At 58.1% G+C, this 12414-nt stretch carries 13 protein-coding genes; 3 read left to right on the top strand and 10 right to left on the bottom strand.

What is annotated here, in order from left to right; genetic code table 11:
- Positions 1–68: 68 nt before the first annotated feature.
- The 3 genes from ACXAD0_RS08990 to prmB all read right to left on the bottom strand — a co-directional run bounded on the left by ACXAD0_RS08990 (position 69) and on the right by prmB (position 2998).
- Entirely contained in the window at positions 69–743 is a 675-nt protein-coding gene (locus ACXAD0_RS08990; protein ID WP_475088044.1) for a glutathione S-transferase family protein, read from the bottom strand.
- Positions 744–823: 80 nt separating this feature from the next.
- Positions 824–1918, bottom strand: coding sequence for a chorismate synthase (aroC, locus tag ACXAD0_RS08985; protein WP_475088042.1), 1095 nt, complete (start codon positions 1916–1918; stop codon positions 824–826).
- Between the two features lie 165 nt (positions 1919–2083).
- Positions 2084–2998: a 50S ribosomal protein L3 N(5)-glutamine methyltransferase gene (gene prmB / locus ACXAD0_RS08980; protein ID WP_475088041.1), complete on the bottom strand. Its 915-nt coding sequence runs from the start codon at positions 2996–2998 to the stop codon at positions 2084–2086.
- Positions 2999–3197: 199 nt separating this feature from the next.
- Here prmB and folE point away from each other — a divergent pair, with 199 nt between their 5' ends.
- Entirely contained in the window at positions 3198–3740 is a 543-nt protein-coding gene (gene folE / locus ACXAD0_RS08975; RefSeq protein WP_475088040.1) for a GTP cyclohydrolase I FolE, read from the top strand.
- Between the two features lie 55 nt (positions 3741–3795).
- A complete protein-coding gene (locus ACXAD0_RS08970) occupies positions 3796–4140 on the top strand; it encodes a 5-carboxymethyl-2-hydroxymuconate Delta-isomerase (RefSeq protein WP_475088039.1) in 345 nt (114 codons plus the stop codon).
- A gap of 19 nt (positions 4141–4159) precedes the next feature.
- On the opposite strand, the gene ACXAD0_RS08965 is transcribed toward ACXAD0_RS08970, so the two are convergent.
- From ACXAD0_RS08965 to ACXAD0_RS08935, 7 genes are all read right to left on the bottom strand, one after another.
- Entirely contained in the window at positions 4160–5038 is an 879-nt protein-coding gene (locus ACXAD0_RS08965; protein WP_475088038.1) for an alpha/beta fold hydrolase, read from the bottom strand.
- Between the two features lie 136 nt (positions 5039–5174).
- On the bottom strand, positions 5175–5639 hold the full coding sequence (gene sixA / locus ACXAD0_RS08960) for a phosphohistidine phosphatase SixA (protein WP_475088037.1): 465 nt from the start codon (positions 5637–5639) through the stop codon (positions 5175–5177).
- A gap of 14 nt (positions 5640–5653) precedes the next feature.
- Positions 5654–6298, bottom strand: coding sequence for a DUF4389 domain-containing protein (locus ACXAD0_RS08955; protein ID WP_475088036.1), 645 nt, complete (start codon positions 6296–6298; stop codon positions 5654–5656).
- Positions 6299–6331: 33 nt separating this feature from the next.
- The gene (locus ACXAD0_RS08950) at positions 6332–7381 is read right to left on the bottom strand and encodes an NAD(P)H-dependent glycerol-3-phosphate dehydrogenase (protein ID WP_475088035.1); all 1050 of its coding nucleotides are present in this window, start codon (positions 7379–7381) and stop codon (positions 6332–6334) included.
- Between the two features lie 217 nt (positions 7382–7598).
- Entirely contained in the window at positions 7599–9506 is a 1908-nt protein-coding gene (gene htpG, locus ACXAD0_RS08945) for a molecular chaperone HtpG (protein ID WP_475088034.1), read from the bottom strand.
- A gap of 120 nt (positions 9507–9626) precedes the next feature.
- Positions 9627–10844 carry a serine hydrolase domain-containing protein gene (locus ACXAD0_RS08940; RefSeq protein WP_475088033.1) on the bottom strand — a complete coding sequence of 406 codons (1218 nt, stop codon included), beginning with the start codon at positions 10842–10844 and terminating at the stop codon, positions 9627–9629.
- Between the two features lie 282 nt (positions 10845–11126).
- Positions 11127–11729, bottom strand: a complete 603-nt coding sequence (locus tag ACXAD0_RS08935; RefSeq protein ID WP_475088032.1) for a peroxiredoxin — start codon at positions 11727–11729, stop codon at positions 11127–11129.
- Between the two features lie 340 nt (positions 11730–12069).
- On the opposite strand from ACXAD0_RS08935, the gene ACXAD0_RS08930 reads away from it, so the two are divergent.
- Entirely contained in the window at positions 12070–12282 is a 213-nt protein-coding gene (locus ACXAD0_RS08930; RefSeq protein ID WP_475088030.1) for a bacterioferritin-associated ferredoxin, read from the top strand.
- The last annotated feature ends 132 nt before the right edge of the window (positions 12283–12414 follow it).

Genomic DNA, 12414 nt, shown 5'->3' with positions numbered 1-12414 from the left:
CGGACTCGACTCATTCCAATTGGGGCCGGCGAATTCGTTCTTCGCCGACCCCAGTTTTCTCTTCATACTCAAGCTGCCTTTTGGTGCCGGTACATCTGTCCAAGCCAACTGTCTTCCGACAGGTAAAAGTCGATAAAACGCTGTTCAAAGTCTTCGGGGACAGAGCGTTCTGCGATACCCGTACCGAGTACACGCCGCTGCCAGATCTTTACTGAGCCATTCGCCGGGACAAAATCGTAACCGGTCAAACGCTCAATCATGGATGCGCGATGCAATAGCGGGATCCACGCAATGTCGACCGCACCGAGGTCGAATTTCCCAAATGCAAAACCACTGCCAGGCAGAATTTCATCCACACGCGCAAAGGCTCGGGAAAGTGTTTCGCTACGCTCCTGCAAGGTCGTTTCGTCTGGGCTGCGCATCGCGCTGCATTGCACCAGATAATTTTTGCTGCCCTGATAATTCCAGGCGCGCTGTCGCGCGCGATCCTCAGCAGTGAGGCCCTGCTGGAGCGATCCGTGGATTTCAGTGAGGTACTCGACGATGGCATCGGATTCAAACAGCGCCATGCCGTCATCGGTGATGAGAACGGGCACCTGCCCGGTCGGGGAGATATCCAGAAACCAGTCCGGTTTCTGGCTGAGGTCGATATATTGCACCTCATAGGGCACGCCCTTCGCCTCCAGGTGCGCAATCACCCGCTGGACGAAGGGGCAAATTTTGAAACTGATTACCTTGAGCATAACGACCCTCCCGGCACGCATCGCGGAATGGATGCCTCCGGACATTTTAGGGTCGCCGCATGGGGAACAGTGGAGCGGCGTTATGACTCGCCGACAGTGACTACACCAGGCTCCACATCGGCGTTCTGAGCGCGCTGGCGCAGAACATGGTCGATCAGCACCAGAGCCATCATCGCCTCGGCAATCGGCGTCGCACGGATGCCCACACAGGGGTCGTGGCGGCCTTTGGTTACCACTTCGATGGGATTGCCGTGCACATCGATACTGCGACCCGGCAGGCGCAAACTGGAAGTGGGCTTGAGGGCCATATGGGCGATCAGCTCCTGGCCGCTGGAAATCCCACCCAATACGCCGCCAGCGTGGTTGGAGAGGAATCCTTCCGGCGTGATCTCATCGCGGTGTTCCGTGCCCTTTTGCTCGACACAGTCAAAACCCGCACCGATCTCCACCCCTTTGACGGCATTGATGCTCATCAGGGCATGAGCGAGGTCCGCATCCAGACGATCAAAAATTGGCTCTCCCAGGCCGGCGGGCACGCCACTGGCATGGACGGAAATACGCGCACCGATGGAGTCGCCGTCCTTGATCAGCGCCTGCATGTAGGCTTCCATCTCGGGCACCTTGTCGGCATCCGGGCAGAAGAAAGGATTCTGGTTAACCTGATCCCAATCGAGTTTCTCGGCCTTGATGGGGCCCAGCTGTGACAGGTAGCCGCGCACCTCAATCCCGTAGCGCTGCTTGAGCCATTTTTTGGCAACCGCTCCCGCGGCAACCCGCATGGCAGTCTCGCGCGCGGACGAACGGCCACCGCCGCGGTAATCGCGGATACCGTACTTTTGCCAGTAGGTGTAATCCGCGTGGGCCGGGCGTACACGCTCGGAAATATTGGCGTAGTCCTTGGAGCGCTGGTCGGTATTCTCAATTAACAAGCCGATCGGCGTGCCGGTGGTTTTGCCCTCGAAAATCCCGGACAAGATACGCACCGCATCCGGTTCGCGGCGCTGGGTGGTATAGCGGGAGGTGCCGGGCTTGCGCCGATCCAGTTCCAGCTGAATCTCTTCCGCACTGATTTCCAGTCCGGGCGGGCAACCGTCAATGATGCAACCGAGTGCCTCACCGTGACTCTCCCCGAAGGTAGTGACAGTGAACAGTTTGCCAAAGGTGTTACCGGACATAATGTTTGACTTCCAAGGCTTGCGAGACTTCCGTGACTTCCAGGCAACAAGGCATTTTTCACCACCGGGAGCGTGCCTTGCGCCAGAGGATTGTCCGGTGGGAGCCGCGCATTATAGAGGAAACTGCCGACCCGTGGGTATCGGTGCCGGCAGTCACTGGTCCGATTACGAACCGAAATGATCCCGATAAGCGAGTAGTTCCTCACGGCTGATCACAAATACACCGTGGCCACCGTCGGCAAACTCCGGCCACAGGAACGGGACTTGGGGGAATGTCTGCTCCAGCGCCTCCCAGCTATTGCCCACTTCGCACACCAGCAACCCCTCCGATTGCAGGTAATCCGGTGCCTCGCGCAACAGCCGCCGGGTGAAATCGAGACCGTCGTCTCCGGATCCCAGGGCAATTTCGGGCTCGGCACGGTATTCCTCGGGCATTTCCGCCAGATCCCGGGCATCCACATAAGGGGGGTTACAGACAATCAACTCATAGCTGCACCCCTGCAGCCCCTCGAACAGATCCGACTGCACCGCGCGCACGCGCTCGTTCAGATCGTGTCGATTAATGTTGATCTGCGCCACTTCCACGGCACCTTCGGAGATATCGCTGAGGTCCACCCGCGCCTCGGGGAAAGCTTCCGCACTGGCAATACCAATGCAGCCGCTGCCGCAGCAAAGATCGAGGATCGCCAGTGGCTCAACCTGCAGCCAGGGCTGGAAGCCGTTACGGATCAGCTCGCCAATGGGCGAGCGCGGCACCAGCACCCGGTTGTCCACATAGAATGACAGGTCACAAAAGTGTGCCTCATGGGTCAGGTATGGCGCCGGTAAGCGCTCATTGACCCGGCGCTCCAGCAACGCCATCACTTCGCGGCGTTCCTCCATGGTCAGCCGCGCGTGCAGGACCTCGGGTTTGCTCTCCATCGGCAGATGCACCGCGTGCATCACCAGCAGCAGGGCCTCGTCCCACGCATTATCGGTACCATGGCCAAACCACAGGCCGGCCTCGTTGAAACGGCTGGTGCCCCAGCGCACATAGTCGAGCAGGGTGCACAACTCCGTCGCTTCACGCTTTTCGATCATTCACTCTATCCTTAATGGTTATTCGCATCCTGTGTCCCGGACTGCGAACCGTTTGGCCCTGACGGGCGTATACAGCGCCTAACCCCGCCTGACGGGTATAGCGGTGCCGCCCAATTATGTGGCGGTTCTTTACTCTATGATGACAAAAGCTTAGGGTAGCGCCCCCACCCTTGGGTATAGCGATTGGAAACTGGACCAGATGAACGAACACTACGCGCGAATTATTGAGGCAATTGGTGAGGATCCGCAACGCCCGGGTCTCAAGGACACTCCAAAGCGCGCAGCAAAAGCCATGGAGTTCCTCACCCGTGGTTACCATCAATCTGTCGATGACATCGTCAATGGCGCCCTCTTCCCATCAGACGCCAGTGAAATGGTGCTGGTGAAAGACATCGAACTCTACTCGCTGTGTGAGCACCACCTGCTGCCTTTCATCGGCAAGGCCCACGTAGCCTATATTCCCAACGGTACTGTAGTGGGCCTGTCCAAGGTTGCACGCATCGTAGATATGTTTGCGCGTCGCCTGCAAATCCAGGAGCAGCTCACTGTAGAGATTGCGGAAACCCTGCAGAAAGTCACCGGCGCCGCCGGCGTAGGCGTGATTATCGAAGCCAAGCACATGTGCATGATGATGCGCGGCGTCGAGAAGCAGAATTCCGTGATGAAAACATCCGCCATGCTCGGCACCTTCCGCAGCCAGCAGGCGACCCGTAACGAATTCCTGTCCCTGATTCGCGATTGATCCGCGGCCAGGGGCTCTGACCGGCGCCTCCGGGCGCCACGGCACGGAGGCCGTCATGCCGCACCTGGTGATTGAATACGCCGAAAAACTCGAAGAACAAATTTCCATTCCCGCACTGGTGAGCTCTGCCCAGGCGGCGATGGAATCCTCCGGGCTCTTCGCCCAGCACACCATCAAAACACGCGCCCGGTCTTACCAGCATTTTATTGCGGGTGAGAAAGGCGGCAGCTTTATTCATGCGGAAGTGCGCTTGCTCGCGGGACGCAGCGAACGCGAGCGGGAAACCCTCAGTGCCGCGGTATTCAACACCCTGTGCGAATATGCCGACGGCGTACCCGCGGTGACGGTGGAAGTACGGGAAATGGACCCGGGCAGCTACTCCAAACGCCTGCCCTTCTAGCAACGCCCGACGATAGAGTTCAGCCGGACTCAGCACCGGTCGATTCTGCAGGTTCTGCGAGAAATCCGGCAAACCACTGCGCCAGCTCGTCCGCGGCGGCATCCATGTGCAGATGGTGCCCTCCGGCAAACTGGCATGCAGTGATATTGTCACGCCCGGCCAACACCGGCTTCAGCCGGTCGGCCATGCCTTCGATCCCCTCGCTGGCCAGAGCGAGGCGCATCGGCATTTTCGCCCGATCCAGAAAGGCCCACACTTGCTCGGGGCTAAACTTCGCGCTGGATGCCTCCATCAAGCGCGGGTCGCTACTCCAGGTCAGCCCATCGCCGCTATCTCGGGTTCCCCGTTCGGTCAGTGCGCGCGCGGCCTCAACCGATAGCTTGAACATCCCGCGCTTACGGGCTTCCACCGCCTCTTCGAGTGATGCAAAGTGACGCGGTTTACGCCCATGGTAACGGGCGCGCTGGGCCACAGCATGCGCGAGGACCTCGGGCGCCGTTTCCGCTTCCACCCTCGGCGGCACCAGTCCGTCGATCAGGGCGAGCTTCTCAATCCGGTCAGGAAAGGCGCCGGCTGCCAGAACGCCGACAATAGCGCCGCGGGAATGGGCCAAAATCGAGAACTTACGCCACCCCAGGGCGTGGGCCATTCCCATCACATCGACAACCTCTTCGTGCAGGTTGTAGGAGGCATCGTGGGAGCGGTGATAACTGCGACCATGGCCGGCCATATCCACGGCTACCAGATCCAGCCCCGGAAGCAACGGCGCCAACCGGTCGAAGCTTGCGCAATTGTCGAGCCAACCATGTAGCGCGAGCACCGGCACCCCACCTCTGCCCCAACGCCGTGCAGCGATCGTCTTTTGATCAAATTCGAGGGTAATTTCTTCTGGCGCCATGGTGACTCGTCAGATACTTCCGTGAAAAGAGGCGCAGATAGTGACAGCTGACGGCGATGACCTCAATGACCCGATGTGCCAGAGGCCAGTACTGGACCGAGGGGATAGCGCCTGTGATGGCAGGCGCAATGGATATTTACACTTCCGGGTGGAACAGCCACTGCAACTCGGCACACCCGTTAGCCCAGACATCCGATTCCAGACAAGCCAGTGTGGAGGTGCCCATTGGATGCGCGCCGCCCGAACCACACAGGCCATTCACCAGTTCGCCGACAAGGGGCTGATGGCTCACCAGCAGCAAGGGGAATTTTTTATCCTTGGCAGCCGACAGCGCGTCGAGTACTTCAGAGGGCGGTGTTTCACTGGTGAGGAACGATTTGGTAACCAGTGGCAAATCAAAGTGTTTGGCCACAATCTCGGCGGTCTGCTGCGTCCGCACGAAAGGGCTCGCCCAGATAGCGTGGACCGCCGACAGGTCCGCGGCATGTGCATCGCAGACCGCGGCAACCTGGCGTCGCCCTCGGTCTGTGAGCGCCCGCTCCTCATCGGAGTTGGCCCACGGCTCAGCCTTGCCATGGCGAAGGATCAGTAGTCGCTGCATGGGTTACTCGACGCTTATTTGTCGTCGGTCGCGCCTTCTTCCGTAGACTTGGCCGCGGGATCACCAGCCTCTTTCGCGTCTGTTTTATCCGCACTGGCTTTTGTGGTGCGCTTGGTCGAAGCCGACTTGGTCGTTGTACTTTTGGCACTGCTCGAGGACTTGCTCGAAGAGGCCTTGGTCGTAGCGGACTTCGCCGTGGTGGACTTGCGACGCGCGGGCTTCTTGGCCGGCGCTTCAGCGGGCTTCTCTTCGGTCTCTACGGTAACGTCATCGGCACCCAGCTCAATCACATCGCCCGCGTCGGCATCCGCCTCGGCAGCACTCGCGACGATTTCACCATCCATCTCTTCGGCACTCTCATAGCCCGCCAGATCTTCCACATCAGAATCCGGCCACTCGGAGAACGGGAACGGCTTCTCCTCGGTGTTGTAAATCAGGAACTGCAGCGTCTGGAAAATGTAGGAAGCCACCTGATCACCCAGCCGTTTCAGGTTGGTGTTAGGCGCACCGCCAATCAGGCTGAACAGGAACTGCAACACCACAATCGCCAGCATCACCACACCTGCCACTTCCAGCAGGATCGCGAACAGCACCATGTAGATAAGGCGCAGCCACTGGCTGCCGGAGGTCAGGTTGTGTTTCAGTTCTTCGTTTTTCATAAAGCATTCCCTTGCTGTCGGTTGGGCGTTGAGCTAGTTGGACGTCTGGGGCGGCTTGGCCGAATAAGCGACATCAAAAGTCTGCGCGCCGGACATCAGGTCCTTAATCACTTCTGGAATGGGCCTTGATTCAAATAATATGGCGTGAATCGCAGAAACCAAGGGCATGTAGACGCCCAATTCATCCGCTTTGTGTTTTACCAACCGAATTGTGTTCACACCTTCGGCGACCTGACCGATTTCTGCGACGGCCTCCTCCAGCTTGCGACCACGCCCGACCAGATAACCCACCCGGTAGTTGCGGCTGAGGTCAGAAGAACAGGTCAGGATCAGGTCACCCACGCCAGCCAGACCGATAAACGTCATCGGATCTGCGCCCACCGCCTCGGCAAAGCGCATCATTTCTGCCAGCGCTCGAGTAATCAGCAGGCTAATGGTGTTCTGACCGCGCTCCAGCGCCGCCGCGAGACCGGTAATAATCGCGTAAATGTTCTTCAGTGCGCCCGCCAGCTCCACGCCAAAAACGTCGCTGCTCGAATACACCCGGAAAGTCTTTGAGTGTAGGACCTTCTGGATATTCTCACACAGGTCCTCGTGGGCGCTGGCGATAACCGTGGCGGTGTAGTGGCCGGCAACAATCTCTTTGGCGAAGTTGGGCCCGCTCAGCACGCCAACCCGCATGCCTTCAGTCTCTTCCTCAAGAATGTCACTCATCAGTCCGAAGCTACCCTGCTCTACCCCCTTGGTCAGGGAAATCAGCATGGTACCCGGGGAGAGCATCGGTGCCGCACGACGCACCACCTCACGGAACGACTTACTCGGGATGGCGACAAAAACAATCTTGCAGCCCGACAGCGCCTCGGCGAGATCACTGGTGATCTTCAACTCCGGGTGCAGCGCAACCCCCGGCAGGTAATACTGGTTCTCCCGCAACCGGCGGCAACTTTCCGCCCGCTCGGTGTCGCGCATCCATTGACGGGTATCGTGGCCGTTGCCTGCCACAATGTTGGCAATGGCAGTGCCGAAGCTGCCACCACCAAGGATGGCAATGGAAATGGGTGCTGCGGATTCAGTTTGTGTCATGCCTGTTCCAATGAAGCCAGAAAATGGAAAGGGGGAAATCAAGTTGGCCAGATTATAGAGGGCTGCCCGCGCGAGCCCAACGCACGCCCCGCAAAAATGTGAAATTCGCTCAGATACCCACCAAAGCGTTCAAGATGCCCGCCAAATCGTGCACTTTTTCAACACCCCCAAACGGAAAATGGCGACCTGAAGGGCCGCCATTTCTCATTTTTACCGGTTAGCTGTTCAGCTCCAGTAACAGCGCATTGAGGCGCCGCACGTAATCCGCCGGATCTGTCAGCTGGTTACCCGCCGCCAGATTGGCCTGGTCCATGAGGATATTGGTGAGGTCGGCAAAGCGGTCCTCATCCTGCTCCTGATCGAGCCGCTGCACCAGCGGATGATTCGGATTCACCTCAAAAATCGGCTTGGCTTCCGGTACCGCCTGACCCGCCTGCTCCAGAATACGGCGCATCTGCAGACCCATATCCTGTTCACTGACGACCAGACATGCCGGTGAATCCACCAGACGCGTGGTTGCGCGAACATCTTCAACGCGGTTCTCGAGCACGGCCTTGACCCGCTCAACCAGCGCACCCGCAGACTCTTCCGCCTTTTCGCGCTCGGCCTTGTCCTCTTCAGACTCGGCCTCGCCCAGATCCAGCGCGCCCTTGGCCACGTCCTGGAACGGCTTGCCATCAAACTCATTCATGTGGCCGACAAACCACTCGTCCACCTGATCGGACAACAGCAGCACCTCGATCCCTTTCTTGCGGAAGACTTCCAGATAGGGGCTCGACTTGGCCGTGGCAAAGTTATCCGCGCACACGTAGTAGATAGCCTTCTGGCCTTCCTGCATGCGACCGACGTAGTCCTCCAGCGACTGATTCTGCTTGGATTCATCGGTATGGGTGGTGGAGAAACGCAGCAGCTTTGCAATCTTTTCCTTGTTGGAGAAATCCTCCGAAGGACCTTCCTTCAGGACATTACCGAACAGGTCCCAGAACTTCTGGTACTCGTCTGCATCCTTGCTCGCCAACTTGGAGAGCATATCCAGCACGCGCTTGGTCAGTGCTGCTTTGATCGCATCGGTATTGCGGTCCTTCTGCAGGATCTCGCGGGAGACGTTCAGCGGCAGGTCGTTGGAATCCAGCACACCCTTCACGAAACGCAGGTAGAGCGGCAGGAACTGCTCAGCGTCGTCCATGATAAAGGTACGCTGTACGTACAGTTTGAGGCCGCGGGCCGCATCGCGCTGATACAAGTCGAACGGCGCGCGCGCCGGAATGTACAGCAGGCTGGTGTAATCCAGCTTGCCTTCCACACGGTTGTGACTCCAGGTCAGCGGGTCATCAAAGTCATGGGAGATATGCTTGTAGAACTCGCGGTACTCCTCCGCTTTCACGTCGCTACGGGAACGGGTCCACAGCGCCTGTGCAGCGTTCACTGCCTCGAATTCCGGCGCTTTCTCTTCCTGCTCCTCGCCCTCGGCTACCGGCGGCTGCTCCTTGAGCATTTCCACCGGAATGGCGATGTGATCGGAGTACTTTTTGATGATGGAGCGCAGGCGCCAGCCATCGGCAAATTCAGCGGCATCCTCTTTCAGGTGCAGCACTACGCGGGTACCGCGCTGCGGCCACTCGACATTCTCAATGGTGTATTCTGCCTCGCCGTGACACTCCCAGTGCACGCCCTGATCGGCACCTGCACGACGGGTAAACACTTCTACCTTGTCGGCAACAATGAAGGCAGAGTAAAAGCCGACACCAAACTGACCAATCAGGTGCGCGTCTTTCTTCTGGTCACCGCTCAGGTTCTGCATGAAGTTCGCAGTACCGGATCGGGCAATGGTACCCAGGTTCGCGATCACCTCGTCCCGGCTCATACCGATACCGTTGTCGGTAATGGAGATGGTGTTGTCATCCTTGTCGAATTCGATTCGGATACGCAGGTCGGGGTCTTCCTGCAGCAGCTCGCTGTCGGACAGGGCTTCAAAACGCAGCTTGTCGGCGGCATCAGAAGCATTGGATACCAGCTCGCGCAGGAAAATCTCCTTGTTGGAGTAGAGCGAGTGGATCATCAGGTGCAGCAACTGCTTGGCCTCCGTCTGGAAGCCATGGCTTTCTTTTTGGGCCTCTACGGTCATGAGTCGGTCTCCCCGTAACACTTCATTTGGAACAGGGAGCAAATATTGGGACAGGAATGAAGGATTCAAGGGTTGCAGCCGATCCGGGAAGGAAATCCCCGGGCGCCGGCTGCAGGAAGGTCAGTGCGCCCGTGTGGTCGCGTCCGAGGGGATCTCGATTGAGGCCAGGTTACCCTTGCCGGTCACGTCGATGACGAAGTTGGCGGTCAGGTCGGCAATCACCCGCGACTCGGCATTCATCAGGATGGCGATGCCCACCTTGCGTTTTTCTGAATAGGCCACTGCCGCGCGGAAGCCGGCAACCCAGCCGCCGTGATAGATGATGCGGTCATCCCCCATGGTGTACAGGCGCCAGCCCAGGCCGTAGCCCGCATGGGACAGGTGATCGCGCCAGATACGATGACGCATATGACGCTGGGTGGTGACCCGCTCGGTGGTGATATCCGCGATAACCTCCGGTGACAGTACCTTTGGGTAATAGCCCATCTGCGCTTTCAGCCACTGGGCCATATCAGAGATGCTGGCATTCACACCCGCCGCCGGTGCAGCATGGTAGTACTCTTTCCGCACCTTCACCGGGCGCCAGCCCTTGCCGGTCTGCACGTGGGGCGCCGCGCGGTTATCGGAAGCCATAAACTCTTCCCAGCCGACCGACGCGTTATCCATCTCCAGCGGCTCGAAGAAACGCTTGCTGAGCTGGCGCTCATAGGTTTCCCCGGTCGCCTTGTGGATCACATCCTCAATCAGGCTGAACAGCACGTTCTGGTAGCCATAACACTTGCCGGGCTTACAGCGGGGATCGATGTTGGCAAACTGCGGGACAATCTTGCTGAGCGGCTTGTTGTCTTCGAGGTAATTGTCGTAGGCGTTCGGAGTCAGGCCCGAGGCATGGCTGAGGAGATGTTCAACTTCAAGCTGGCGGGACATAGCCGGCGTCTTGAAACGCAAGTCGGGCACATAATTGACCACTTTGTCGCGCCAGTCGAACTGCTCCTCATGCTGCAGTACTGCCGCCATACTGGCCGCAAACGTCTTGGACACCGATGCCAGGCGGAACACCGTATCGGGGTCGACCTTCTCTTTCTTGCCTTTGACCCGAACGCCGTAGGTGCCCATGCCGACCACTGCGTCACCATCGACAATGACGTAGGCACCCCCGGGGATACCTTTTGCCTTCATCAGGTCACGGAAATAGCGTTCGAACTCTTTAGCACTCTGCTCAACATCGTCGGCATAGGCCGTCTCTGTGCCAAGCATCACCAGACAACAGAAGACCGCCATCACCGCGCAAGAGAAGCGCAGGAAGGGAAGAGAAAACTGAGAATTTGCGTATTTCATGCCGTACTTCAAGCCGCCGCGGCAGATTGCAAAGGGAGTGTTTCTAAGACTAGCAGCCAGCATCTAAGTTCACCGGCGCAAAACAGCCCCTAACGCGCCGCGCTGGTCATGGATTGTAACCGCAAACTCACGCGCGCGCCGCTCCCAGTGGGGGTTTCGGGGCACTTCGTCCCGGCCAGCCCGACCAGAAGCCAATTGCCAGACACAAAAAAGCCGCCCAGAGGGCGGCTTTTGCCGGGACCGGAGTCCCGCATCCAAACAGCGGCGAAAGCCGCAGCAGGATTACAGCTTGTCAGCGTTCTCGCTCAGGTACGCAGCAACGCCTTCCGGAGAAGCGTTCATACCCTTGTCGCCTTCCTGCCAGCCAGCCGGGCAAACTTCGCCGTGCTCCTGGTGGAATGCCAGCGCGTCAACCATACGCAACATTTCGTCTACGTTACGGCCCAGCGGCAGGTCGTTAACTACCTGGTGACGAACAACACCTTCTTCGTCGATCAGGAAAGAACCACGGAAAGCAACGCCCGCGTCGGCTTCAACGTCGTAAGCCTGGCAGATTTCGTGCTTCACGTCGGCAACCAGCGCGTACTTCACCTGGCCGATACCACCGTCGTTGACGGAAGTGTTACGCCATGCGTTGTGGGAGAACTGGGAATCGATGGAAACACCGATAACCTCAACGCCGCGCTTGGCGAACTCTTCGTAGCGGTGATCGAAAGCGATCAGCTCAGACGGGCATACGAAGGTGAAGTCCAGCGGGTAGAAGAAGATCACTGCCTTCTTGCCCTTGATGGCTTCAGCCAGGTTGTACTCGTCAACGATCTCGCCGTTACCCAGAACAGCTGCAGCGGTAAAGTCCGGTGCCGGCTTGCCTACCAGAACTGCCATAAAAGCCTCCTCATTCCAGTGATGGATTGCTAAAGAAAATGGTCAATTTATATACAATCACTATAAATCGACCTTGAATTAATAGTGGGCCGCTATGATACACAGCGCCCTCTGGCAGTCCCATTAAATTTTTATATCGCTTCGATAGCTGACCGGACGCGGGCTGGCGGGCAGACTCACCAGTCGAACAATAAACTGCCAAACCGATCAGATGTAACTCAACTAGACTGAAAACTGTGCAGACGGGAAACGTTATTGACAACCATTCTCGTTTTCAATACGATCACCCTATACTTAATTAGCGCACTCATTCAGCAGTTCAAAAGAGACCGGTTTAGCGATGTACGTCTGTATCTGTAAAGGCATCACTGACAGCCAGATCAAAGAGGCCGTTCACGACGGCTCTACTTCCGTGAAGGCCCTGCGTCGCCAGCTGGGCGTCTCTTCCCAATGTGGTCGCTGTGCTGAGCACACCAAAGAGATCATCGACGAAACCATGGACGCTGGTGGCATCTCGGTGAGCAACAACGGTCTGTTCTACTCCGCAGGCTAATTCCGACCGTCTCGTTGCAATCGGTGCTGCGCCTACGCAGCACCCTCCTCCTCCAGCTCTTATTCCCTGTGCCCGCTCGCCTGGCCAATTTCCCCCGCACTTTTCCTACGCGCTGCCTACACTCTGATCTCA

The organism is Microbulbifer sp. ABF4_148 (genome assembly GCF_056158985.1).
The sequence above is the reverse complement of the archived record's forward strand: the minus strand, read 5'-3'. Positions and strand labels throughout refer to the sequence as shown.

Excerpts from the sequence above, each read along its gene's own strand:
- ACXAD0_RS08965 (WP_475088038.1), bottom strand. The coding sequence starts at position 5,038 with ATGGCGCCAGAAGAAATTACCCTCGAATTTGATCAAAAGACGATCGCT.
- aroC (WP_475088042.1), bottom strand. The coding sequence starts at position 1,918 with ATGTCCGGTAACACCTTTGGCAAACTGTTCACTGTCACTACCTTCGGG.
- sixA (WP_475088037.1), bottom strand. The coding sequence starts at position 5,639 with ATGCAGCGACTACTGATCCTTCGCCATGGCAAGGCTGAGCCGTGGGCC.
- ACXAD0_RS08950 (WP_475088035.1), bottom strand. The coding sequence starts at position 7,381 with ATGACACAAACTGAATCCGCAGCACCCATTTCCATTGCCATCCTTGGT.
- prmB (WP_475088041.1), bottom strand. The coding sequence starts at position 2,998 with ATGATCGAAAAGCGTGAAGCGACGGAGTTGTGCACCCTGCTCGACTAT.
- ACXAD0_RS08940 (WP_475088033.1), bottom strand. The coding sequence starts at position 10,844 with ATGAAATACGCAAATTCTCAGTTTTCTCTTCCCTTCCTGCGCTTCTCT.
- htpG (WP_475088034.1), bottom strand. The coding sequence starts at position 9,506 with ATGACCGTAGAGGCCCAAAAAGAAAGCCATGGCTTCCAGACGGAGGCC.
- ACXAD0_RS08970 (WP_475088039.1), top strand. The coding sequence starts at position 3,796 with ATGCCGCACCTGGTGATTGAATACGCCGAAAAACTCGAAGAACAAATT.
- folE (WP_475088040.1), top strand. The coding sequence starts at position 3,198 with ATGAACGAACACTACGCGCGAATTATTGAGGCAATTGGTGAGGATCCG.
- ACXAD0_RS08930 (WP_475088030.1), top strand. The coding sequence starts at position 12,070 with ATGTACGTCTGTATCTGTAAAGGCATCACTGACAGCCAGATCAAAGAG.
- ACXAD0_RS08935 (WP_475088032.1), bottom strand. The coding sequence starts at position 11,729 with ATGGCAGTTCTGGTAGGCAAGCCGGCACCGGACTTTACCGCTGCAGCT.
- ACXAD0_RS08955 (WP_475088036.1), bottom strand. The coding sequence starts at position 6,298 with ATGAAAAACGAAGAACTGAAACACAACCTGACCTCCGGCAGCCAGTGG.
- ACXAD0_RS08990 (WP_475088044.1), bottom strand. The coding sequence starts at position 743 with ATGCTCAAGGTAATCAGTTTCAAAATTTGCCCCTTCGTCCAGCGGGTG.